Consider the following 23,100-nt stretch of genomic DNA (forward strand, 5'->3'; position numbering starts at 1 on the left):
CCTCTCCCTTTTGCTCTAACGGCTTTTCGTGAACTGCGAAGAACCGTTAGGCCTGTCTTTCCCTAACCCAGTTCACCGCTTAAGGTCCCAGGTCGTCACGCGGGCGCCGGTTTCAGAGTCTTTTGAATCCTTTAGCGCGATACCTTGAGATGCCAGTTCATCGCGGATCCGGTCGGCTTCGGCCCAGTTCTTTCCGTTGAGCGCCTCCAGCCGGGCAGTGATGGCAGCCTTGATTGCGGCTTCGTCGATGCCGGACATATCCGCTGCAACAGGCTTGAGACCCAACAGAGCTGCAGAAGCTGAAAACTCGGCCAGTTTAACCGGGTCCTTGTTCGCCTCGCCTGCAAGGCCATGCAAGGCCTGAATGGCGGCGGCCGTATTCAGATCATCGTTCATGGCATCAAGCACGTCTGCTGCTGGAGCCGCATCCGTCTCGACAAGATCCGGCCATTTGCCCAACAGGTTCTCTGCCTCTTCCAGCTTGCGGACGGAAAAGTCGATTGGCTCCTTATAGTGGGTCATCAGCATGGCAAGGCGCAGCACTTCGCCAGGCCATTTGCGGCCGCCGAAATTCTCCGTCTCCAGAAGCTCGTGGATGGTGAAGAAGTTGCCCTCCGACTTGGACATCTTCCGGCCTTCAACCTGCACAAAGCCATTGTGAACCCAATAATTCGACATGGTCTTTGTGTCGTTGGCGCAGCACGATTGGGCGATCTCGTTTTCATGATGCGGGAAGATGAGGTCCAGCCCTCCGCCATGAATATCAAAGACCTTGCCAAGATGGTGCTCGCTCATGACAGAGCATTCTATGTGCCAGCCCGGACGCCCGCGCCCCCAGGGGCTGTCCCAGCCGGGCTCTTCGGGTGAGGACAGTTTCCAGAGCACAAAGTCTCCCGGGTTCTTCTTGTGGCTATCTACCGCAATGCGGGCACCCGCGATCTGCTCATCCAGCTTGCGCTTGGACAGACCGCCGTAATCCGGCATTGAAACCGTGTCGAACAGCACTTCGCCGCCGTCCGCGGTCTCAGCCACATAGGCATGCCCTTTTTCGATGAGCAGTTCGATCATCTTGACCATGCCATCGATGTGCTCGGTTGCCCGCGGCTGGACCGTCGGCTCCAGGCAGCCAAGAGATGCCACATCCTTTTGGTATTGATCCGCCGTCTTTTTGGTAACCTTTGAGATCGCCTCATTGAGCGGCATATCCGGATAATCGCGCAGCGCACGTGCGTTGATCTTGTCGTCAACGTCCGTGATGTTGCGGGCGTAGGTAACGTGCTCAGCGCCGTAGAGATGGCGCAACAACCGGTACAAAACGTCAAACACAATCGCCGGACGCGCATTGCCGATATGGGCAAAGTCGTAAACGGTCGGTCCGCAGACATAGAGACGCACATTGCTATCATCGATCGCGCAGAAGTCTTCCTTCTGGCGAGTCAATGTGTTGGTGAGCTTCAAGCCCTTGAAGGTGCCGGATTTCGCTGGGTCAGCGGCGCTCATGTCAAACGGTCTCCTGGCCGGCTGGCCGGGCGGTCCGTCTACAAGGAAATTTGCCAAGAGGGAACGGCCACAGCCAGCGGTGTCGCTAGCTGCAAATAATGGTGGTGATAATGATGTTCCGTGTGGCCGTCATCATGGCAAGGGTTATGGACCGGTTTCATCAGAGCGGTCAAGATCACTTTTTCATGCAAACAGCCCTTCCTTCAGGTTCTGGCGTTGGCGCACCGGCCGGGAACCTTTAATCTGACGCTGCGGGAATCAAGGAGGGGCTTTCCGATGCACAGGACAGATCATGCGAGCCGGTACATTCGACACGCAGCACTGATCACGCTAGTAACAGCGGTGATCGCGATACAGCCCTTGGCAGGGCTTGCCCAATCGGCGCCATCCCCAACCTCAAAGCCGCAGCGTGCCGCAGAAAACGTGGAAGTCCCGGCGCCCGTCTTCCTGGAACCGGAAACGCCAATCGCCAAGGCGCTGCAAGCGGCGATGTCACCGGATGTCTCGGAAAAGGCAGTCCTGTTTTACGGGCAGCGCGCTTTTGCCCCGATCTGGTTTTCCGCCGAGGGCATGAGCGAAAACGCCCATTTGGCCGTTGCAGCCATGGCGGCGGCAAATGAGCACGCGCTCAATCCGGAAAACTATGATCCGCTCGGCCTTGTGGATATGGCTTCCTCTGCCCAGACCGCAGACGACTGGGCTCAGTTTGAGCTGGAACTCACCAAGCAGTATCTGCGCTATGCCACGCACCTTTCTTCCGGCCGCGTTCAACCCAACAAGGTCAACAAGGCTCTGAACCTCTTTCCGGACCGTCCGGACCCGACGATGCTGCTTGAACAGGCCGTAGAGGCGATTGACTTCAGCGTGTTCCTGGAAGGTCTTGCGCCCCGCTCTGACAATTACGCGCGCTTGAAACGGCGTCTTGCTCAATATCGCGAGAAAGCAGCCAGCGGCCCCTTCACCACTGTTCCGGACGGTGATGTGCTTAAGCCCGGCATGAGCGATCCGCGTGTTGCTGCGCTCCGGCAGCGGCTGATTGAAGAAGACATCCCAGGAGCAGCCGAACACAGCGGCGATGTTTACGACGATATTCTCATCGAAGCCGTCACAACCTTTCAGGATCACCACGGCCTAGCCAACGATGGCGTCATCGGCAAGGAAACCCTCGCCCGCTTGAACATTCCCTTGGAAGAAAAACTGGTCCAGATGGAGCTCAACATGGAGCGCCGGCGCTGGATGCGGGACGATCTCGGCAGCTTTTATGTGTTCGTCAACCTGGCCGACCAGGAGCTCAAAGTGGTCAAGGAAGGCAAGACCATCCACACCGCGCCGGTGGTGGTTGGCAAGCCTTACCACGCCACACCGGTGTTTTCCGATACGCTCGACTACGTGGAGATCAATCCCTTCTGGAACGTCCCCTATTCCATCGCCACGTCGGAGTATTTGCCGAAGCTGAAGCAAAATCCCTCGGCCCTTACGAGCAAAAACATCCGGGTGTTCCGGGACGGGACTGAAATCGCCCCAACGCAGGTAGCCTGGAACAGCTATGCCCGCGGCAATTTCCCCTTCCGGCTGCGTCAGGATCCGGGAAACAGCAATGCGCTCGGCCGGATCAAGTTCATGTTCCCGAACGAATTCAATATTTACATCCACGACACCCCATCAAAATCCCTGTTTTCTCGGGCCGAACGGGCCTTCAGCCATGGCTGCATCCGAGTATCAGATCCCTTTGCACTCGCTGATGTCCTGCTGGCCCACAAGAATGCGGATGAAGGGCATTGGGAGAAAATCCGGGATTCAGAAAAGCGGACCGTCGTCAAACCCAGCGTGCCGATCGAAGTACATCTCACCTATCTGACCGCATGGATGAACAAGGACGGTTCGACTCACTTCAGAAAAGACATTTATGGCCGGGACGAGAAGCTTTTGGACGCGCTACGGACCGCAATGACAGAGAATCTGTAGAGATTTCTTCAGATCTATCAATAGCTTGAGTGAAGTTCATAAACCTGAACGGTAGCTGAATACGCCACTCAGCATGGGTTCAAGGCGCAAAACATATTCTCCGGATCAACAACACAGCGTTGCCTTCTGGAGAAAGAAAATGTTGAACCGCCTTTTTGTGATCATCTTCCTGGCTATTGTCCTCGGCGGTCCGTTCATCGCGCTCTTGGCGATTACGGACGGAACAAAGGCATTCGGCAACGAAGTTCAACAGAAAAGCGTTTGCCTGATGACCGGAACCGGTTGTGGAAACGGAAACCTGGTTGTCACCGTTGCCAGCCGCATATAAAAGCGCCAAAGAACACGGACGTTCTTTGATTGCGTCCCACAACGAAGTTTGGCAAGATCTATTGATGGACTACAAAGCGCTGGAAGAAAAAGCGGAGACCGCCGCAGAATTCATGAAGCTGATGGCTTCCGCGCCCCGGTTGCTTCTGATGTGCCATGTGATGGACGAAGAGCGCAGCGTTGGCGAACTTGCCGAGAAGACCGGTATGCGTATGCCGACCGTCTCTCAGCAGCTTGCTCTGTTACGCGCGCAAGGGCTTGTTTCAACACGGCGCGAAGGCACCACCATCTATTACCGACTGGCCAGCGAGCCGGTCAAAGATGTGATGGCCATGCTTTACAAGCATTTTTGTGCGGACGCCGAACTGCCAGTCGCCCACCATCTCGAAACGCTCGAAGGCGACAAGCCGGGCTCACGCCAATAAGGCGCAAGCTGCGGCCTCCCGGCTTAGCTCTCCAAGTAGTCTCCACAGCGCGGTGGTTCCTGGGTTCCCCAAGGCATCAACGGTACGGTCGATGTTGAATTCTTCGGGCTACCTTCGATCAGCTTGTCGGAATAAACCATATAAACGAGCGTATTCCGCTTCACATCGCAGCCGCGCACGATCCGCATCTTCTTGAACATGAACGAACGGCCTTGGCGGAACATTTCTTCGCCTTGCTCGAAGTTTTCCTTGATCTGCACCGGGCCGACCTGACGGCATGCGAGCGATACATCCGAGACTTCTTCTGCAACGCCCAGCCAACCGGAAACTCCGCCCTTTTCCGGAACAGTGAAGTGGCAGGACACTCCGTCAATCAGCGGGTCATCGATTGCATAGGTCGCCAGCTTGTGGTCCGGGGTCAAAAACTTCCAGACGGTCGATTTTTTGAAGATCAGATCCGGTTCATCGTTGGCAAGTGCCGGGGCAGCGGACTGCATGCAAAGGCTGAGAAAGAGGATGGCTGCAGTGCGGAACCGCATGATAAAACTCCAAGTGTCGAAAAAGTTGACTTCAATGTGGGAACCGACTGCAAGGTATCAAGCAGCGCAGGCCTTAGAAAGCAAAACCGCCCGGGCCATGATAGGACCCGAGCGGTGTTTATCGAGTATTGCCTGCAGTTTAGGCGCCGGATTTTTCCAGAACCTTCTCGTCCTGGTCAATCTCTTCTTCCAAAAGGAGTTCGCCGTCCGGAGCCGCCTCTTCACCGCCAGCGAGCAGAGACGCTGCAAAGTCACTGTCAGTTACGAGTTCATTTGAAGCTTCTGAAGGTGCTTCTGCGGTCTCGCCCGTGTCTTGTTCAACATCTGCACCAGAGTCTTCTGCAACTATCTCGTCGACGGCCACTGGCTCATCTTCTGCTACCGCGACTTCCGTTTTTTGAGAAACCGGCGATGTGCGGGTCAGCGCATCTTCCAGATCGTCGCAACGTTCCCGTGTCCAGATCTGCGGCTGGTCCAGCCCCTGCGCTTCATCATACGCCCTGGCGACGTTGAACGGCAGATGCGCATCAAAGAGGAGCGCGCTGCCAAATCTCGGCTGAAGTGCATCGTTGAGGGATTGGAAGGTGTCGTGCAGGCCCAACTTGCTCTCGGCACAAGCTGCGGCTGCATCCCGCAATGTCACGACATAGTCGCGGGTTGTCTCGATCGCGGTTGCGACAGCGGCTGATCCGATGGCCGGACGGCCATGGCCTGGGACCAGCGCGGACGGACGGAACGCCATGATGCGGTCCAAAGCCCGCGGCCAATCTGCCAAATGTGCATCACCGCAATAAGGTGCCGTGTTCGATTGCACCAAGCCACCGGCGTAAAGTACGGCGCTATCGGACACCCAGACGACGAGATCTCCCATTGTGTGGCCGCGGCCAAGATGCATCAAACGCACTTCGCGGCCACCAAGATCAATCGACATCGACGATGCGATCGTCATGGTCGGCATCGCCAGCGCCGGGAGCGCATGACCTGCCGGGTAAAAATCCGGATACCGGACTTTCAGAACTTCGCAATCATCAAGACCGCGGGTTTCCATCATGCGTTTGGTCAGATCAGACGCGATCACCTCGCCAGCCTCAAAGGCTGCGGCACCAGCCGTGCTGTCGCCATGGAAATGCGTCAGCAGCAGGACCTTGATCGGTTTGTCAGAGATCTCGCGGATCTTCTTGAGGAAAATCTGGCCGAGTTCTTCCGTCGGCTGGGCGTCGATAACCAGAAGACCGCGCTCACCAACGATCACACCGGTATTCGGACACCCTCCGGCAGAAATGGCATAGCACCCGGATCCAAGGTCATGGATCTTCGCGTCTTGTCCGAGTTCACGTTCAGATGATGTGTCTGCCGTAGTCATGACAGCCTCGCTTTCCTGCCAGCCAACCCGATGAGCAATTCACCGGTCTCAGGGTGTGAATATGTTCTTGCCACACCAGCGTCACTTGTTACGGCATCGATTCGCAAATTTTGGTGCATTATTTCGTTAAACGTTTCTTTCTTATCAACAGATAGGTCCAGTAATTGCGCCTCATACAGGCATTTCTATGGCATTGAACCGAACAACGAGAAGCAAACGCTCCGTAGATTTGCAAAATGACCGCCGAGTGCTTTCCCCTCTGTTTTGACCAGCTATACTTCTGCTTGGTTACCATTGAGGCCCTGATCACCGAAAACCAATCGGCTTGACGGGGTGCTGCGCCTCTCCAGCATGCGATCCGTATCTTGCGTGAAGCATGTCCCAACAAGACCTGAGTTCTCATGCCTAAAACCAGCAATGCGCCCCAAGAAACAGCAGTGCTGAAACTCAATGAGTTTCTTCCCTACCGGCTGAACCATCTGGCAGAGACCGTCAGCCGGTCGCTGTCCAAGATCTACGCGGATGATTTCGGGATCGGGATCCCGGAATGGCGCGTGGTGGCAACACTCGGCGAACATGTAGCAATGACAGCGCGCGACATCGGAAAGGCAACGTCCATGCACAAAACGAAGGTGAGCCGCGCCGTCGCCGCTTTGGAGAAAAAAGGACATCTCAGCCGCGGCGCGAACCCGGATGACCAGCGCGAACAACTCTTGCAACTCACCGATAATGGCCGTGCCATGTATGAGGACCTCGTACCAAAAGCGTTGGGCTATTCCCTTCACTTGGAAGCGGCCTTGAGCAAAGAGCAGCGCATCGCTCTGGACGAGATCTTTCAACGTCTTCATGCCGCTGCGGAAAAATAAGCCTGCCGCCCTGCCCGCCATTAACCGAACATGAGAGCTTTCCTTGATATGGGTTGGCTTCGAGTGGATACTGGTCCGGCTGTTTGAGCAGCAAGGCGCGGGGATGTTATGCGCCGGTGGGGAAAAGTGATGAAGCTTCGCAGTCATGCCGCGTTTTTGGCAATGTCATGCGCGCTGGCGTTCGCGCCGGTGCAGCTGCTTGTTGCTGTCCCGGCAGAGGCTGCTAGCTGTGCCAGCTTGACATCGGAACTGCGGCAACTTCAGTCTCGCGGTAACCGACCGTCCGCGGGTGCTCAAAAATGGCAAACCGCTAAAAGCCAGCAGCAAAAGGCGCTCAGCGCGGCAGAGCGGGACTTCAGCTATCTTGGTTGCAACAGCAGCGCCAGTCCGCAGTGCCAGGCACTGTCTGGTAAAGTTCAGCGCATGCGTTCCAATTTAAGAGCCATCGATCGTCAATTGGCAAAGGCTGGTGGTGGAAACGCCAGCAATCAAAAACGCATCCGGCAGGTACAGGCGGCCCTCAAGCGCCAAAACTGCGGCGCTCCCGCAAGTACGCGCAATGCGGCCGCCAATCCGAACTCTGGAGATGCGCCGCGTTCGCTGCTGGCCCGTCTTTTCAACCCGCAGCAAACGCCGGCTCAAACCAAGCAACAAAAGTCTGCTCAAAGCACCAAGAAACGCACCAATTCCAGCGGCAAGCGCAGGATCCCATCTGGAGGAACGTTTCGGACCCTGTGTGTACGCACGTGCGATGGTTACTTTTTCCCGGTCAGTTTTGCGACCGGAAAACGGCAATTTGCCAATGATGCTGCCCGCTGCAACGAGATTTGCCCGGCCTCTGAAACCGAGCTCTACGTCTACAAGAACCCGGGCGGCGACCGATCCAACATGATGTCGCTTGCAGGTGATCTTTATTCCGAACAACCGTTTGCTGATCGTTACAAAAGCGAGTTTGTCGAGGGATGCAGCTGCCGGCTGACGGGGAAGGCGAAGAGCCGCTCTGGCTGGACAGAAGTCAGCAACCCCGGCGCATCCGGACGGCGAATTGCGTTTTCAGACATCAGCAGTGGGCTGCCGCCAAGCTACACAGCTGAAAACATCCGCACTTCGAGGCCGGTAAATCTTGATTCCAACTCAACGCTGTCCCGGACACCGCTGACCAAAGAGCAACTGCCAGCCTATGAAGACCCTGACACCCGCGCCAATCTCGAAAAGGGATTTGATGTGACAGCGTTGATCGCGAAAGCCGCTGAACAGCCTAAACCGGCTGCCACTGAAGACAACGGTTCGAATGGCAAACCTGGTGAACTGCCGTTGCTGGGGAAGCGTAGATCTCTGGGGGATGAGAACCTTGAAACAGCCTCGATCCCGCCGGTCTTTAAGTCGGACGACCCGGGGTTCCGTCCGGCCCCGGATCGTGATGTCCCTGTTAGGGTAGTCGGTCCAGAATACTTTTACGCCCAATAAGCGGCAGCATGTCCTTCATGTCAGGACCGTGATCGAGACCCGTGAGCACACGGCGAAGCGGCATGAACAGCCCCCGCCCCTTGCGGCCGGTTTCCGCCTTCAGCGCAGATGTCCATGCCCCCCAGGTCTCCAGGGTCATCTCGCCGTCCGGAAGAAGCTCTTTCGCCTTGGCGATGAACTCCCGGTCTTCATCTTCAATTCGGCTTTCAACCGGACCGCCGACAATCTGCCAATAGCCTTTGGCGTCATTGACGGTTTCACAGTTGCCGCGAATGGCGGTCCAGAAGGCCTCACCGCCGCCGACACCCATGTCATCAAGCCGATCCTTGGCGTCTGCATACGGCATTTCATGCACAATGCGCGCATTCAGGCCTTTGAGATCTTCCGGATCGAATTTGGCGGAGGACCGTGACACGCTGGTCAGATCGAATTTCTCCACCAGGGCGTCCATGCTTGGAACAGCTTCAACGGCCTGGCTGGTGCCGGTCAGGACAGCAAGCGAACAGACCGCCATCGCCTCTACACCGGATTCCCGCAGCGAGCCGATCGACAAGGCCCCCTTGCGCTTTGAAAGCCCTTCGCCATCCCGCGTGGTCAGCAGATTGTGGTGACCGAAGACAGGCGCAGTCGCACCGAGCGCTTCGAAGATCGCGATCTGGACACCGGTGTTCGAAACGTGATCCTCACCTCGGATGATATGGGACACACCCATATCGATGTCGTCGACAATCGATGGCAACGTGTAGAGAAACGAGCCGTCTGCGCGGATCAGGACCGGATCGGACATTGAGGCCAAGTCTACCGTTTGGTCACCACGGCAAAGATCGTTCCAGGTCACTTCGGTGCGTTTGGTCTGGAACGGATCGCCATCATGGTTCGGCAGAACAAACCGCCAATGCGGCTTGCGGCCTTCCGCTTCAAACGCAGCTCGCTCTTCCTCTGTCTGCTTCAGTCCGGCGCGGTCATAGACCGGGGGGCGGCCAAGCGCGCGCTGACGGGAGCGACGACGCTCCAGCTCGTCTGGTGTTTCGTAGCACGGATACAAAAGGCCAGCAGTTTTCAACTTTTCCGCGGCTGCCTCATAGGCGGCCACCCGGTCGGATTGCCGCTCGATTACATCGGGCGAAATGCCGAGCCAGCGGAGATCGGTTTCGATCGATTCCGCATACTCCTTTTTGGAGCGCTCAAGATCGGTGTCGTCGAAACGCAGGATGAAGCGCCCGCCCATCTTCTTGGCATAAAGCCAGTTATAGAGGGCCGGACGGCTATTGCCGATGTGAATGTGGCCGGTCGGAGACGGCGCGAAGCGTACAGTAACAGTCATGCGCCTCAGGTACCCGCCTCCCTTGAGCTCTGCAAGTGCAAATGGTGATTTTACCCCGTTTGGCCGGGCCAGATTTCAGCTTTTCAAGCCAACGGACCGTTTTGTCGGTCACGAAGCTTGCGCGACGCTATTGCAAGTCCACCTGTCATGAGCGCGCAGTACCCGCTCATCACCAGAAGCTGACGATCAAAGTCGACACCGGCATCGATAAGAACGCCGACCAAGCCCGGGCCAGCGGCCGACGAGAACACCATCAAAGCAAATGCGACAGAGCGGATCGCGCCGATATGACGGCTGCCATAAAGCTCGGGCCAGAGCGCACCGGACATTGCGGCGGTAAATCCGCTGCTGATGCCGAGAAGCCCCATGAACAAAAAGGCTGTTGGTGCGGCCGGGAGCAATGCAAGCACAAGACACCCGGAGAAGAGCGGCAGCAGCACGGCCGGAAGCAGTGCCCGCGCGGAATACCTGTCGATCAGCGGCCCAAGCACCAGCGCCGTGGCAATTGCAGTGCCGGCCATGACCGGAAAGGCGGAGGCGAAGAGCTCAAGCGGCCAGCCTCGCAACTCAGTCAGATACACCTGATTGAATAAGATGGCGGTTCCGATGAACGGCGGCGCCAGCACACCGGCTGTCAAAAGCCAGAAAATCGGGTCTCGCAGCGCCTCGCCGCGCGTCCATTGACGCCCTTCGATTGCCCCCGAGCCCTGTTCGTCTGATTGCGGGATGCGATCTTTGGCAAACAACAGGGCGAGCATAGGCAGCGCCCCAAGCACCATGATGCCGGCGGAAAGCGCCCAGCTGGTCCTCCATCCCACGACCGCCGAAATCAACACAAAACTGGCCGGAAACAAGCTCTCGGCAACGGGAAATCCCATCTGCGCGACAGACACCGCTCGGCCGCGCTGCGCTGAATACCAGCGGCCCATGGCGGTCATGGAGACGTGGGTCATCATGCCCTGCCCGGACAGCCGTAGTCCGAACAGCACCACAAACAACATGAAGACCGAATTCACCAGAGCCATCGACAGACAGAAAAGGCCAAGTGTGACGCATGTTGCGAGCCCGACAATGCGAAGGGGAAACACGTCGACGCTGCGTCCGATCCAGGGCAACGATAACGCGCTGGTTAGCGTCGCAGCCATGTAGAGAAGACCAAAATCACCGTGACTAAGATTGAACTCTTCGCGCAGGTGTCCCGATGAGAGTGCAATGTAAAAGGTCTGTCCGAACCCGGAAAATGCTGCCAGCAGAAACCCGCCGGCGAGCCAGCGGGCATTGGTTTGCAGAAACGTCAGATAGGTCATGCGTCTCCGCCGGATTGAAAAGCTCTAAGACCGGTCGCGGAAGCGGTTGGTGATCGGGTAGCGGCGGTCGCGGCCGAAATTGCGCTCCGTGATCTTGACACCGGGAGGAGCTTGTCTGCGTTTGTATTCAGCGATGTAGAGCAAATGCTCAATGCGATGAATCAGGTCACGGGAATGTCCACGTTTTTCGATTTCACCGACCGACATCTCTTTTTCGACCAGGCATTCCAGAATGTCGTCGAGCACGTCATACGGCGGCAAGGAATCCTGGTCCGTCTGGTTTTCACGTAGTTCCGCCGTCGGGACCTTGGTGATGATGTTGGACGGAATCACCTCACCGTCCGGTCCGAGTAGACCAGCCGGTTTGTTGGCGTTACGCCAGGCTGCCAGATGATAGACTTGGGTCTTGTAGAGATCCTTGATCGGATTGTAGCCGCCGTTCATGTCGCCATAGAGCGTTGCGTAGCCAACCGACATTTCCGACTTGTTGCCCGTGGTCATGACCATGTGGCCAAACTTATTGGAGACGGCCATCAGGATGACGCCGCGTGTTCGGGACTGAAGGTTCTCCTCCGTCACACCCGCTTCCGTGCCTGCGAACAGCCCGTCCAGTGCCTTGGTAAATCCTTCGACCGGCTCTGCAATCGGGACCGTGTCGTACCTTAGGCCCAGCGCTTTGGCGCAGTCCGCGGCATCCTTGATGCTTTCTTCCGAGGTGTAACGAAAGGGAAGCATGATGCTGTGCACCTTATCTGCCTCCAGCGCATCAACAGCCATTGCCGCGCAAATGGCAGAGTCGATGCCGCCCGAAAGGCCGAGCACCACACCCGGGAAGCCGTTCTTGGTGACGTAATCGCCAAGCCCGAGCACACAGGCCCGCCAGTTGGCTTCATCAAGATCGGGAAGCTTTGCCACCGGACCGCTGGTACAAACCCAAGTTTCGCCGTCCCTTTTCCAGTCGCTGATGCCGAGCGCTGTCTCAAACTGCGGCATCTGGAACGCAAGGCTCCGATCCGCCTGAAGCGCAAAGGATCCACCGTCAAAGACCAGCTCGTCCTGGCCGCCCAACTGATTGCAATAGACGAGCGGCAGATCTGTCTGAACCACACGGGCCACGACCACTTGCAGGCGCTCTTCGGCCCGGTTCTCCCAATAAGGGGATCCGTTCGGAACCAGCAGAATTTCCGCGCCGGTTTCCTCAAGGCACTCGCAGACCTCGTCGTTCCAAATGTCTTCGCAGATCGGCAACCCGATGCGCACACCGCGGAAGTCAACGGGCCCAGGAAGCGGCCCTGCCTTGAACACGCGCTTTTCGTCAAAAACTCCGTAGTTTGGCAGATCACTCTTATAGCGAACCGCCTTCACTTCGCCCTGATCGATGAGAAGGACAGCGTTGTGGAGGTCGCCGGCATCGGAATACCACGGCGTTCCCAGAATCACCGCGGGTCCACCATCGGCGGTCTCTTCGGCAAGTGCGCGCGCGGTTTCCATGCATTCACGGACAAAGGCCGGTTTCAGAACAAGATCTTCCGGCGGATAGCCGGCCAGCATCAGCTCTGAGGTCAAGACCAGATCCGCCTGCTGCGCTTTTGCGTCGGCACGCGCCTGACGAACAAGCTCCGCGTTCCCGGCGACATCACCTACGGTCGGATTAAGCTGAGCAACGGCAAGGCGGAAGGAGTTGATGGTCATGAATCTCGTGCCGGACAAAGAGGAGATCCGAGATGTACCGTCAAGAACAATGGGTTGCAATCATGCAAATGCTGAAACTAGCCCCTGATTGGCCGCAACCAACAGCGAGGTGTGTCAGCTCAAAGAAGTGCGAGAGACTGGTCTTCGGCTTCAGCAGGCTGATCCGGCGCCATGGAGGACAAGTCCAGCACACTGCCGCCTGTTTGGCCGGGCATCCCCGGCATGGAAATTCCCGTGCTGCGTCCCTGCAGTTCCTGACGCTGCAGGATCTCACCAATGTGCCGGTAAAGAACTGCGGGGGCCACAGGTTTGGCGACAAGGCCATGAATACCGATATTAAGCGCTTCCAGGATGATCGGACGACGCGCGTGGGCTGTGATCACAAGGACTGGCGTTGTCTTGATGATCGGGTCCGTATCCTTGCGCAGTATTCTGAGGAAGTCGGCGCCACCGAACGGGCTCATGTTCCAATCGCACAAGACAATATCGGGTTTACGGTCGACGACCAATTCAAGGGCTTCAGCCCCTTCGGTGGCCTCACAGATCGTGCGAACACCAAACCCTCCGACAACGGAGCGCAAGATCGTGCGCATGTGTGGATTGTCCTCCACCACCAGGCACGAAATCTTAGAAAGATCCCACGGTTCGCGCACGCTTCAAAATCCCCTACCCAGAGCGTCCGGTTGACGAGCACCGCCCCCTCTGCGGTACAAATATCCCACGTCGCACATATGCATCTGGAGCCTTAACCGCCTGTTACCGCGGCGGCAGAATTGATAAAAATCGATACAAAAAAATGAGGGGCAGCCGAAGCTGCCCCTCAAAATTATCAAACACCGGAAAAGTGCGGTCTTAAGCGCTCGCAGCCAGGGGTTCTTTCTGCTTGCCGTCTTTCTCTTTCTTGAGGTTTTCAGCAATCAGGAAAGCCAGCTCAAGAGCCTGGTCCGCATTGAGACGCGGATCGCAATGGGTGTGGTAACGATCACCGAGCTGCTCTTCGGTCAAGGCCCGGGCACCGCCGGTGCATTCGGTGACGTTCCGGCCAGTCATTTCAACGTGCACGCCACCCGCATGGGTGCCTTCAGCGCGGTGGACGGCGAAGAAGGCTTCGACCTCTTTCAAGATGCGGTCGAACGGACGTGTCTTGTAACCACCGGCAGAAATCGTGTTGCCGTGCATCGGATCGCAGGACCAAACGACCGACTTGCCTTCCCGCTCTACAGCGCGCACAAGCTGCGGCAGGTGATCAAATACCTTGTCGGAGCCAAAACGGGCAATCAGGGTCAGGCGGCCGGGTTCATTGTCCGGGTTCAAAGCATCGATCAGCTCCAAAAGGCCATCCGGCGTCAGGGACGGACCACACTTCAGGCCAATCGGGTTTTTGATGCCGCGGAAGAACTCGACATGGGCATGATCCGGCTGGCGGGTCCGGTCACCAATCCACAGCATATGACCCGAAGTCGCGTACCAATCACCGGACGTGGAATCGACACGGGTCAGGGCCTCTTCATAACCCAGCAGCAACGCTTCATGGCTGGTGAAGAAATCGGTGCCACGCAGTTGCGGGACGCTGTCGCTGTTGATGCCGCAAGCCCGCATGAAGGCAAGCGACTCGCTGATGCGGTCCGCCAACTCCTTGTAACGGTGGCCTTGCGGGCTGTCGGTAATGAAACCGAGCATCCACTGATGCACCTGGTCCAGATTGGCGAAACCACCTTGCGAGAAGGCCCGCAAAAGGTTCAGCGTTGCCGCGGACTGGCGGTAAGCCATCGACATACGGGTCGGATCCGGAATACGGCTGTCCGAGGTGAAGTTGATGTCGTTGATGATGTCGCCGCGGTAGCTCGGCAGCTCAACATCACCCTTCTTCTCGATATTGGAAGAGCGCGGCTTGGCGAACTGACCGGCGATCCGGCCAACCTTCACCACCGGCTGGCTCGCTGCATAGGTGAGCACAACCGCCATCTGCAGAAACACACGGAAGAAGTCACGAATGTGGTCCGGATGGTGTTCGGCAAAGCTTTCGGCGCAGTCACCGCCTTGCAGCAGAAACCCCTTGCCGTTGGCAACGTCCGCAAGCTGGCTCTTCAGAGCCCGCGCTTCACCGGCAAACACCAGCGGCGGATAGGTCGACAGGCGCTGCTCAACATCTGTCAAAGCTGCCTGATCAGGATATTCCGGGACCTGCAGGATCGGTTTTGATCTCCAGCTGTCCGGGCTCCACTTGTCCGCCATAGTACCAACTCCTCATCGGGACGGTCTGTTCAATTCGAACTCCAGACACACGTCCCGCGATATTTTTGTTCGTTTCCGCCCACTCAAACAGAGCAAACGTGCGGCCTTATACACGGCGTTCAGCCTGATTGCCACCCACGCTTCATCGCAAAAATGCCCCTTGCGGAACGCTGGCCAAATAGTGTTGCCCAAAGCCCACGGGCGATTGCGGCGGATCAAGGTTTTGACGATCAGATCACCCTAAACTTGGCCGACGCTAGCCAGGGAAACCAGCCATGCCGAACCGACCACTCGAACACAGCCACCAGCCTCACGATATCGCCAACAGATTGGCGCGGGGGCCAGAAACGAGCTATTTGCGCGACTGGGTCTATGGCGGCATCGACGGCGCTGTGACCACCTTTGCCATTGTTGCCGGTTCTGTCGGAGCCAACTTATCAACTCGGATCATCTTGATCCTTGGTGTTGCCAATCTCTTGGCCGACGGCTTTTCAATGGCCGCCGCCAATTATAGCGGGTCCAAGTCCGAGAATGAAGACTTTCAAAGGCTTCGTGCGATCGAGGAAAAACACATCCGGGTTGAACCAGATGGAGAGCGCGAGGAAATCAGACAGATTTTCAAGGCCAAGGGGTACGAGGGCGATGATCTGGAAGACATCGTGCGCCTGGTAACGTCCAACCGGACCACCTGGATCGAGACCATGATGCTGGCCGAGTATGGCGTTTCGGATGGAGGTCGCGCGCCTCTAAAGGCAGCGCTCTATACCTTCGCCGCCTTCGTCCTATTCGGTGCACTGCCGCTCCTGCCCTTTCTCGCTGACATTGAAGCAAGCGCCGCGCTAGCGTCCGGCCTCACCGCATGCGCTTTCTTCGCGATCGGGTCTTTGAGAGCCCGCTGGTCGCAGCGGCACTGGGTTGGCTGCGGGCTGGAAACAACGGCTATCGGCATGGTGGCCGCGGCCATCGCTTTTCTTGCCGGCCATGGCCTGCAGCAAGTGTTCGGCGGGTGAGGCAGGCAGGAACGCCCACCCCAATCAATTGATCAAACCGATCTTGAGTACTGCTCAACTCAGGCGAAGAGGAAATCACCGGCCGTCAGTTCCGGTAAGGAAGGACGCCAGCCTGTATCAAGGCGCAATGTCTCGCTACCAAAAGCAACTCTGACATCGGTCCACCAACCATTGGCCGTTATGGAAAGATCGGAGAATTGCGTTACCCCGGCACCGCTCACATCGATCTTGTCGATCCCAACCTCGAAATCCTTGATTTCGTCTGCGCCATCACCGGATGAAAAGACAAAGATATCTGCACCGGCCCCGCCATAAAGGGTGTCTGCACCGGCACCGCCGACGATGACATCGTCCCCGGTGCCGCCTTCCAGCGTGTCGTTTCCGGCCCCGCCGAGCAACCGGTCTGCGCCGCCCTCGCCTTTCAGGTGATCGTCCCCCGCAAATCCTTCAAGCGCATCCTTGCCGGACTTGCCCGCAAGCAGATCGTCTTTGTTGGAGCCGAGGATGAAGGCATCATCGCCCTGATGGCCCGTTGGATCGAACAAGGGGTTTATGTCTTCAACCCAGACAATGCCGCGCGTGAGATCGGACAGGTCCGAGACAATGACGACGCTGTCACGCGACATCTCGGTGTAGAACTCTGATCCGGCGATTGCCTCAACAACCTGTTCGTAGTTGGACGGCAAATGAGCAGTCCAGGCGATCAGGTTGGTTATGTTGCCGCCATCCCAATAGGCGGGTGTTGCGTAGAAATCGTTGAAAAGCACCAGATTGCTCGTCTCATACGCGTAGTCTGTATCGTTGCCAAAGAGGTTGATCTGGCCTTCGGCAATAACCGAGGGAACCGGATCATTTTCAATATCCACGCTGAGCACTTCCGCGCCGCTGTCCAATACGGAGGCGCCGTCTTCCGGCGTATAATGAGCTGCGAAACCGATATAGTCGGCGGCTTTGTAAAACCCGTCGAAAAAATCATCGCTGCGCTCGGCCATGTTGGTGACAGCACCACCGCCAAGCGAATGACCCGTTACGATCAAGTCTGCTGCAGTGAGACCGTTGGACTCCAGAAGCGTCTTTATGGCCCCCATCAACTCAGCAAACGCCCCGTAAGCATAATTCGGATCTGCGCTCAGGAATTCCAGATAATCGATAACATCACCGACCGTGTCGCTGATGATGTTGTCGATCGTGCCGGTCGTTCCTCGAAACGCCAAACCGATCTGGGTCATGGCACCGGTCTCGTCAAATCTGGCCAGCACATCGGCCTGGGCATCCTTGAACTGGGTCGTTTCGCCCTGAAATGTGCCGTTCCGGTCAATGTCTGCCGCCGGTATACCGAGATCATCAGGGGTGAGCACCGTCCACCCTTTGGCTTCAATTTCCTGCCGGGCAGCCTCCTCACTGTTGCCCGGCTGCAGGATGTCCTCAATGCCGTGATAACTGTAGATCATCAGATCCCGCGCTTCCGACACAAGATCCAGAGCCTCTTGCCCCTTGTACTCAAAGAAACCCATACACTCCTCTCCAGATTGCATTTTTCTCGTATGCAATCAAATATCAGGACCTTTAGTTTACGTAAAGGGAAATTTGAGTTTACGCGCGCGCAGACCTCCGCCAGATATGGCGGCACCTGGGATCGGGACATCCCCCCAAGATATTTCTCGTTAAAACAAAAGGTTAAACAGATATCAGGGTCAGCTTCTGGCGTTCAATCTGGTCGTCGAACAGTTGCAAAAGCTTCGTGTCGATCCTGACTGCTCTGGGGTAAAGCGGCGCTGCCCGGTCCTGAAGGACAGGAACATGCCAGCCGTCGGTTGTGTCGAAGAAGTGGCTAACGCCCTCCTCGCCCCAGATTTGATGAAACCCGGCTAAAACGCAGTCGAGATAACTTTGCAGGATCGGGTGCCGGTCACATCCCCAGCGTTCGTTTTCCGGCGTTGCCTTGAAGAGAAACAGCTCTTCCGGCCCCGGTTTGCTTTCCGCCTCACACCGGAAAGACGTGCCGATCTGTCCGATCTTCTCATACCGGCTTTCACGCTGCTCCAGGGCCTGCAGCCGGCTTTGCTGCTCCCGGGTCATCACGCCCCGGATTTCCGACCCCGGCTCCTGACGCACACTCAAGGCACAGCGGCCCTGACCGTTTTCCCAGACGCCGCACACACGCCACTCCCGGACCCAGCCTTTCAATCGCCCGGGAACGATCTCGGCCCCATCAGGAACCGTTGCGGCGTTGACGAGGGACCCATATCCAAAATATGTGATTGTGATCATTTTTGTTTTACATCCAATCGATTGCGTCCCGTGACCGGAAAGGCTCCCCATGATCGTCCCTTCCCTCAGCCAGAATGAAATAGACCTGATGCGGGAGGAGACCTCCGGTGTAAACAGATGCATTCACTTTAACAATGCCGGAACAGGTCTTGCTGCAACACCGGTATTGGACGCTGTCAAACACCATCTTGATCTGGAAGCCACGCTCGGTGGATATGAGGCAGCCGCGGCGGCGCAGTCGGAAACGAACGCATTTTATACATCGATTGCGGCGCTGATCGGATCCACTCCGAACGAGATCGCCTTCATCGAAAATGCAACCCGTGCATGGGATATGGCGTTTTACGGGATCGACTTCCGTGAAGGTGACCGTGTCATCACCGGCCGCGCGGAATACGTTTCCAATTACGTGGCACTTCTGCAGATGAAGAAGCGGAAGGGTATTGAAATCGATCTCATCGAAGATGACGAGACCGGACAGATTGATCTGAAGGCTTTGGAGGCAGCCGTCACGCCGAAAACCCGCCTCATTGCCCTGACCCATATCCCGACCTTTTCCGGGCTGATCAATCCGGCAGAAGATGTCGGCGAGATTGCCGCCCGGCACAAACTTCTTTACCTCCTTGATGCCTGCCAATCTGCCGGACAGATCCCGCTCAACATCAAGGAAATCGGGTGCCAGATGCTCTCAGGCACCGGCCGCAAATATCTGCGGGGACCGCGCGGGACAGGTTTTCTTTATGTCAGTGACGATGTTCTCGATCAGGTGGAACCGCCCTTTGTAGATCTCCAGGCGACCGAATGGCTGGACGAGTCCAGTTATCGTTTGGCTCCGCACGCACAGCGCTTTGAGAACTGGGAACGTTATGTCGCCGGGCAGGTCGGCTTGGGCGTTGCCACCAGCTATGCGATCGGTTTCGGGATGGACCGGATCGGCGCCCGAATTTGTGCCTTGGGCGCACAGCTCCGCTCCGAACTTTCCGCTGTTCCTGGCATCTCGCTGCATGACAAAGGCGCGCGGAAAGGCGGCATCGTAACCTTCGCTGTTGATGGAGAGACACCAGCGGCAACGAAGGCGCGGCTTGCCGATCACCAGATCAATGTCTCGGTCAGTCAGGCAAGCTCAGCCCGGATTGACCTGCCGATGCGCGGTCTGGACGCCGTGGTTCGCGCCTCGCTGCACGCTTTCAACACGGAGAGTGAGCTGGAACTTATGGTAAAGCTCCTGGCAGATTAGAAGCGGCCCAATTCTTAAACAAACAGTGTCGTAAAGTGTTGAAAACATCGGGTTCCAAGCACTCTTCCGTAAGGAATCTCCCATAGGATATACGCTGATTGTTCAATCCGCTTGGATAGTGAGAAAGACCAGCGTTCTTTGCGGACAGGAGGAGAGTGCCGGACGCATGACGACACGACAGGCGCAACCTGACCGCGGGCCTATCCCCGGTTCCGGCAGCGGCACCGTATCCGGCCGTCAAATCACCATGTGGGTCTATGGGCTCGCAGCCTTACTGATAGTCTTGTCCAGCGGCGCACTCACCCTGATCGCACAGTTTGCGTGGCGGGCCGCCGACCGGCATGCACTTGAAACAGCGCAAATGCGTTTCCTTGACACTGTGGAAGATCAGTATTGGGAAATTGCCCGCCACCAGATGACCGCCATCCAGCATCAGGATGTCCAAGAGATGCTGACAGGCCCAATGGACCGGTCTGCCGTCACCACCTCCATATTGAACCGCTTCAAAGCTGTCAGTGATCTGGAGCGCACCTATCTCATGGAAGAGAACGGTGACCTCATGGCTCTTTCAGAAACGGTTGGTCACAATCAGAGCGGATCATCTGCCCCATGGGAAGACACCGAAAAACTGTCTGAGCTCTTCACCGCAGCCTTCCGGTCCCCAAGTTTCCCGCGGCGCGACCGTCCTCAGGGCCCCTTCCCTCCGCCACGTGCCATGTTTGACGCCTCGATCGCGGCGCTGGCCGTGATCGATGGCACCCCCGCATTGCTGAGCGCGGTTCCGGTTGAGATGGAAACACCGCTGACCGCACTCTCAGACGCCAATCCCCGGTTGCTTGTCAGCGTCTACTCCCTTGGGGAGGCCTGGTTTCAGTCGATGTCGGATCACTATGGGTTTCGCGATCTGACCTTCACCGAAGGCGCCCCTGCCCGCGAACACCCGACGCAACTGCGGGCCTATGGTCCGGACGGCAGCCTTGTCGGCTATTTTCAATGGGACCATTCCAAACCCGGTTTGAGGGTCTGGATGCGCGCCCTTCCACTGATCGTGATCCTGGCGGTTTTGATTGCGGCAATTTCTGTGATTGTCGCCCGCAGGATTGGCCGCTTGTCTTCAACGCTGGAACAAAGCGAACGCCGCAATCATTACTTTGCGCATCACGACAGCTTGACTGGTCTGCCGAACCGGCACCACTTTTCTGACCGCCTTGCCTACGCAATCGATGGCCTTCCCGAAAACGGGTTTGCTGTCATTGCGTGTGACCTCGACAAATTCAAACCTGTTAACGACACACATGGTCATGAGGCCGGAGATATCGTGTTGCGCGTGACGGCCTCGCGATTGCAGGACATTATCAGCGACAAGGGTGTGGTCGGGCGCATTGGCGGCGACGAATTTGTTATCTTGCTAATGAAGTATCAGGATCAGGCTGAGCTTGAGACAATTGCCAATGAGATTCTGGCTTCCGTCGCAGAGCCGATTGAAATCAGTCCAGAACAAAGTGTGAGTATCGGCATCAGTCTTGGCATCGCGCTGGCGCCAGACTCAGGGATGTCTGAAAAACATCTAATCCGGGCAGCTGATACAGCGCTCTACCGTGCCAAAGATGCAGGCAGAAACGCTTTTGCCTTTGCACATGCGGAACCTGACACTGTATTCGATCGCCGAGGCGAAACGGATCGCCGCGCGAAGAGTGCGGGTTGAGTTTATTTTCAGAATTTACTTAAAGTTGCTCTGCCGTATCAGAAGTCACTCTGGAACAATCGATTTTTTAATATTTGCGCCCGACTCTCTCGGGTCATCACCACTACTAATTAACACTTTCCAAGCTAGGATTAGTGCCTGAACGCCTCAGAGACAGCCGGGGTCCCGCAAGCTAAACGCTAGGGAACTTTGGAGGGGCACTGTCTTGACGGAAGGCGAACGAAACAAAGGTGCTCCGCCGGTTGTTTAGTGGCCATTTAAAAGGCCGGCGAAGGTGGGAAGAACAAACGTTGGCGGAATTTCGACGGAGATACTCAGACAAATCGGACAGTGAGTCCCGTATCCATATCTCAAGACTTGCCTTTCTTCTGGCAGCTCTTTTGATCGCGGTTACATCGGCCTCACTGGTGTTCGTTGGTTTTGTCGCCTCTCATGCATCCACGCAGCAAGCTATTGCCAACGAAGAGCGCCTCTTCCGCAATGCCCTGGAGGAGCGACTCCGTGACATTGTCCGTGAACAACGCACCGTGACCGTATCCGATGAAACCGTTCGCAAACTGGTCCGGACGTTCGATCCGGTCTATGCCCGCCAGCACTTTCACGCGCTCTGGTCCAGGTACCGGCACAACAAGGTCATCCTGATCTCCGGAAACAATCAGGTTCTGGCCGAGTCTTTCCAGGACTACACCCACATAACCAAACGCCCGTCGAGTGAAACGCCTGCTTTGGCCCCGGTCATCCGCAAGACGCAGGCACTGTTCGCGGCCAATCGCGTCCGCGTGCCCGGCGGCTTTGGCCACCGGTCACTTCAAGGCCTGGACACCGATCAATATGCATTGATGGGCGTTATTCGGCTTGATGGCAAACCGGCACTTTTCTCCGCGATGCCCATCATGCCCGATGAGTACACCGCGACCCTACCTGACGGTGGGCCGACCTTGATGATCTCGGTGAAATACATTGACGACGCACTTCTGGAACGCCTGAACTCGCAGTTGAACTTCGCCCGGCTCCGTTTTGAGCCCAGGGCATTTGAGCCTGAAGACGGCCCTTCGCATCTGGTCACAAGCGAGGAAGGCGTTGATGTCGGCTCTTTCCGATGGGAAAGCCAGACTGTTATCGACTCGATCTGGCCGACGGTCATTCCGGTCATTGCTATGCTCAGCCTGACTTTGGGAGCGCTTGCGTTCGGGATTGCCTGGCGGATCGGCCAATTGACCCGGTCACTTCAAAAGAGCGAGGAGCAGAACCGCTACCTGGCTCTGCACGACAATCTGTCTGGCCTTGCCAACCGGCTACAGTTTAACCGGGTGCTCGAAACCTCAGCTGCCGAACTGCCGCACAAACGGTTCGCTGTCTTGCATTGCGACCTCGATAAATTCAAAGCAGTCAACGACACCTACGGGCATGCTGCTGGTGACACCGTGATCAAGATCATGGCCAAACGTCTCAACGAAACTGTCGGCAAGCCAGGTTTGGTCTGCCGGATCGGCGGTGACGAATTCATGGTGATTTACCGCGGAGGCACAAGCCGCAAAGAGTTGGACACACTTTGCCGCGCGTTGATCAACAAGGCGCTCTTGCCTATTCAAATCGAAGGCGGCAATACGGCGCATGTCGGGCTCAGTATCGGCGTAGCCGTTGCCCCAGCGGATGGTACGGAACCGGAAGACTTGGTTGCCCGTTCTGATGCGGCACTCTACCGGGCAAAAGATCGCGGACGCGGTGTACACGCGTTCTACGAGGATCTGTTGAAGGACACCTTCATCCAGGAAGATGTCGCTTCAGCGAAAACCGGATTGTCCTCACTCAGAGCCTGATGTTTGCATAAACAAGAAAAAACCGCCGCGAATTCTTGCGGCGGTTT

19 protein-coding genes are annotated in these 23,100 nt (G+C 56.9%); 9 read left to right on the forward strand and 10 right to left on the reverse strand.

Annotated elements, in window-relative coordinates:
• Nucleotides 1-72: 72 nt before the first annotated feature.
• On the reverse strand, nt 73-1,500 hold the full coding sequence (gene cysS / locus AC0J4F_RS19525; RefSeq protein WP_473024395.1) for a cysteine--tRNA ligase: 1,428 nt from the start codon (nt 1,498-1,500) through the stop codon (nt 73-75).
• Between the two features lie 276 nt (nt 1,501-1,776).
• Here cysS and AC0J4F_RS19530 point away from each other — a divergent pair, with 276 nt between their 5' ends.
• The 3 genes from AC0J4F_RS19530 (at nt 1,777) to AC0J4F_RS19540 (ending at nt 4,217) form a co-directional block, all read left to right on the forward strand.
• Entirely contained in the window at nt 1,777-3,465 is a 1,689-nt protein-coding gene (locus tag AC0J4F_RS19530; protein ID WP_473024396.1) for a L,D-transpeptidase family protein, read from the forward strand.
• Between the two features lie 139 nt (nt 3,466-3,604).
• Nucleotides 3,605-3,793 (forward strand): sugar transporter, encoded by a 189-nt coding sequence (locus AC0J4F_RS19535; protein ID WP_133950422.1) that lies wholly within the window; start codon nt 3,605-3,607, stop codon nt 3,791-3,793.
• 64 nt (nt 3,794-3,857) lie between these two features.
• The gene (locus tag AC0J4F_RS19540; protein WP_008188976.1) at nt 3,858-4,217 is read left to right on the forward strand and encodes an ArsR/SmtB family transcription factor; all 360 of its coding nucleotides are present in this window, start codon (nt 3,858-3,860) and stop codon (nt 4,215-4,217) included.
• 23 nt (nt 4,218-4,240) lie between these two features.
• On the opposite strand, the gene AC0J4F_RS19545 is transcribed toward AC0J4F_RS19540, so the two are convergent.
• Both AC0J4F_RS19545 and AC0J4F_RS19550 read right to left on the reverse strand, forming a co-directional pair.
• A complete protein-coding gene (locus AC0J4F_RS19545; RefSeq protein WP_040451832.1) occupies nt 4,241-4,756 on the reverse strand; it encodes a CreA family protein in 516 nt (171 codons plus the stop codon).
• Between the two features lie 139 nt (nt 4,757-4,895).
• A complete protein-coding gene (locus tag AC0J4F_RS19550; protein ID WP_473024397.1) occupies nt 4,896-6,119 on the reverse strand; it encodes an MBL fold metallo-hydrolase in 1,224 nt (407 codons plus the stop codon).
• A gap of 401 nt (nt 6,120-6,520) precedes the next feature.
• Between AC0J4F_RS19550 and AC0J4F_RS19555 the strand changes: the two genes are divergently transcribed.
• Both AC0J4F_RS19555 and AC0J4F_RS19560 read left to right on the forward strand, forming a co-directional pair.
• On the forward strand, nt 6,521-6,985 hold the full coding sequence (locus tag AC0J4F_RS19555) for a MarR family winged helix-turn-helix transcriptional regulator (RefSeq protein WP_473024398.1): 465 nt from the start codon (nt 6,521-6,523) through the stop codon (nt 6,983-6,985).
• A gap of 129 nt (nt 6,986-7,114) precedes the next feature.
• A complete protein-coding gene (locus tag AC0J4F_RS19560; RefSeq protein ID WP_209002449.1) occupies nt 7,115-8,452 on the forward strand; it encodes a DUF2865 domain-containing protein in 1,338 nt (445 codons plus the stop codon).
• Here AC0J4F_RS19560 and gltX read toward each other — a convergent pair.
• The 5 genes from gltX to AC0J4F_RS19585 all read right to left on the reverse strand — a co-directional run bounded on the left by gltX (nt 8,415) and on the right by AC0J4F_RS19585 (nt 15,010).
• Nucleotides 8,415-9,776, reverse strand: a complete 1,362-nt coding sequence (gene gltX, locus AC0J4F_RS19565) for a glutamate--tRNA ligase (RefSeq protein ID WP_133950426.1) — start codon at nt 9,774-9,776, stop codon at nt 8,415-8,417. The two genes, AC0J4F_RS19560 and gltX, sit on opposite strands and share 38 nt — an antisense overlap.
• An 83-nt stretch (nt 9,777-9,859) precedes the next feature.
• On the reverse strand, nt 9,860-11,083 hold the full coding sequence (locus AC0J4F_RS19570; RefSeq protein WP_209173571.1) for an MFS transporter: 1,224 nt from the start codon (nt 11,081-11,083) through the stop codon (nt 9,860-9,862).
• 24 nt (nt 11,084-11,107) lie between these two features.
• Nucleotides 11,108-12,775: an NAD+ synthase gene (locus AC0J4F_RS19575; RefSeq protein ID WP_473024399.1), complete on the reverse strand. Its 1,668-nt coding sequence runs from the start codon at nt 12,773-12,775 to the stop codon at nt 11,108-11,110.
• A 119-nt stretch (nt 12,776-12,894) separates the two neighbouring features.
• Nucleotides 12,895-13,368 carry a response regulator gene (locus AC0J4F_RS19580; protein WP_133950432.1) on the reverse strand — a complete coding sequence of 158 codons (474 nt, stop codon included), beginning with the start codon at nt 13,366-13,368 and terminating at the stop codon, nt 12,895-12,897.
• Between the two features lie 259 nt (nt 13,369-13,627).
• Nucleotides 13,628-15,010 (reverse strand): class II 3-deoxy-7-phosphoheptulonate synthase, encoded by a 1,383-nt coding sequence (locus tag AC0J4F_RS19585; RefSeq protein ID WP_306146831.1) that lies wholly within the window; start codon nt 15,008-15,010, stop codon nt 13,628-13,630.
• A 275-nt stretch (nt 15,011-15,285) separates the two neighbouring features.
• Between AC0J4F_RS19585 and AC0J4F_RS19590 the strand changes: the two genes are divergently transcribed.
• Complete coding sequence (locus AC0J4F_RS19590; RefSeq protein ID WP_473024400.1) at nt 15,286-16,020, forward strand: VIT1/CCC1 transporter family protein; 735 nt, start codon at nt 15,286-15,288, stop codon at nt 16,018-16,020.
• Nucleotides 16,021-16,079: 59 nt separating this feature from the next.
• On the opposite strand, the gene AC0J4F_RS19595 is transcribed toward AC0J4F_RS19590, so the two are convergent.
• Nucleotides 16,080-17,534, reverse strand: a complete 1,455-nt coding sequence (locus AC0J4F_RS19595) for an alpha/beta hydrolase family protein (protein ID WP_473024401.1) — start codon at nt 17,532-17,534, stop codon at nt 16,080-16,082.
• A gap of 163 nt (nt 17,535-17,697) precedes the next feature.
• Nucleotides 17,698-18,291, reverse strand: coding sequence for a gamma-glutamylcyclotransferase family protein (locus tag AC0J4F_RS19600; protein ID WP_473024402.1), 594 nt, complete (start codon nt 18,289-18,291; stop codon nt 17,698-17,700).
• Nucleotides 18,292-18,340: 49 nt separating this feature from the next.
• Here AC0J4F_RS19600 and AC0J4F_RS19605 point away from each other — a divergent pair, with 49 nt between their 5' ends.
• The 3 genes from AC0J4F_RS19605 to AC0J4F_RS19615 all read left to right on the forward strand — a co-directional run bounded on the left by AC0J4F_RS19605 (nt 18,341) and on the right by AC0J4F_RS19615 (nt 23,053).
• Nucleotides 18,341-19,528, forward strand: coding sequence for an aminotransferase class V-fold PLP-dependent enzyme (locus AC0J4F_RS19605; protein ID WP_133950440.1), 1,188 nt, complete (start codon nt 18,341-18,343; stop codon nt 19,526-19,528).
• Between the two features lie 166 nt (nt 19,529-19,694).
• Nucleotides 19,695-21,233 (forward strand): diguanylate cyclase domain-containing protein, encoded by a 1,539-nt coding sequence (locus AC0J4F_RS19610; protein ID WP_473024403.1) that lies wholly within the window; start codon nt 19,695-19,697, stop codon nt 21,231-21,233.
• A 290-nt stretch (nt 21,234-21,523) separates the two neighbouring features.
• Nucleotides 21,524-23,053 carry a sensor domain-containing diguanylate cyclase gene (locus AC0J4F_RS19615; RefSeq protein WP_473024404.1) on the forward strand — a complete coding sequence of 510 codons (1,530 nt, stop codon included), beginning with the start codon at nt 21,524-21,526 and terminating at the stop codon, nt 23,051-23,053.
• Nucleotides 23,054-23,100: the final 47 nt, after the last annotated feature.

The sequence above is a fragment of the Roseibium sp. R5 genome (assembly GCF_055755305.1).

Bases quoted from the DNA above. Each gene is read 5' to 3' on its own strand.
- cysS (WP_473024395.1), bottom strand. From the start codon at position 1,500: ATGAGCGCCGCTGACCCAGCGAAATCCGGCACCTTCAAGGGCTTGAAG.
- AC0J4F_RS19530 (WP_473024396.1), top strand. From the start codon at position 1,777: ATGCACAGGACAGATCATGCGAGCCGGTACATTCGACACGCAGCACTG.
- AC0J4F_RS19535 (WP_133950422.1), top strand. From the start codon at position 3,605: ATGTTGAACCGCCTTTTTGTGATCATCTTCCTGGCTATTGTCCTCGGC.
- AC0J4F_RS19540 (WP_008188976.1), top strand. From the start codon at position 3,858: ATGGACTACAAAGCGCTGGAAGAAAAAGCGGAGACCGCCGCAGAATTC.
- AC0J4F_RS19545 (WP_040451832.1), bottom strand. From the start codon at position 4,756: ATGCGGTTCCGCACTGCAGCCATCCTCTTTCTCAGCCTTTGCATGCAG.
- AC0J4F_RS19550 (WP_473024397.1), bottom strand. From the start codon at position 6,119: ATGACTACGGCAGACACATCATCTGAACGTGAACTCGGACAAGACGCG.
- AC0J4F_RS19555 (WP_473024398.1), top strand. From the start codon at position 6,521: ATGCCTAAAACCAGCAATGCGCCCCAAGAAACAGCAGTGCTGAAACTC.
- AC0J4F_RS19560 (WP_209002449.1), top strand. From the start codon at position 7,115: ATGAAGCTTCGCAGTCATGCCGCGTTTTTGGCAATGTCATGCGCGCTG.
- gltX (WP_133950426.1), bottom strand. From the start codon at position 9,776: ATGACTGTTACTGTACGCTTCGCGCCGTCTCCGACCGGCCACATTCAC.
- AC0J4F_RS19570 (WP_209173571.1), bottom strand. From the start codon at position 11,083: ATGACCTATCTGACGTTTCTGCAAACCAATGCCCGCTGGCTCGCCGGC.
- AC0J4F_RS19575 (WP_473024399.1), bottom strand. From the start codon at position 12,775: ATGACCATCAACTCCTTCCGCCTTGCCGTTGCTCAGCTTAATCCGACC.
- AC0J4F_RS19580 (WP_133950432.1), bottom strand. From the start codon at position 13,368: ATGCGCACGATCTTGCGCTCCGTTGTCGGAGGGTTTGGTGTTCGCACG.
- AC0J4F_RS19585 (WP_306146831.1), bottom strand. From the start codon at position 15,010: ATGGCGGACAAGTGGAGCCCGGACAGCTGGAGATCAAAACCGATCCTG.
- AC0J4F_RS19590 (WP_473024400.1), top strand. From the start codon at position 15,286: ATGCCGAACCGACCACTCGAACACAGCCACCAGCCTCACGATATCGCC.
- AC0J4F_RS19595 (WP_473024401.1), bottom strand. From the start codon at position 17,534: ATGGGTTTCTTTGAGTACAAGGGGCAAGAGGCTCTGGATCTTGTGTCG.
- AC0J4F_RS19600 (WP_473024402.1), bottom strand. From the start codon at position 18,291: ATGATCACAATCACATATTTTGGATATGGGTCCCTCGTCAACGCCGCA.
- AC0J4F_RS19605 (WP_133950440.1), top strand. From the start codon at position 18,341: ATGATCGTCCCTTCCCTCAGCCAGAATGAAATAGACCTGATGCGGGAG.
- AC0J4F_RS19610 (WP_473024403.1), top strand. From the start codon at position 19,695: ATGACGACACGACAGGCGCAACCTGACCGCGGGCCTATCCCCGGTTCC.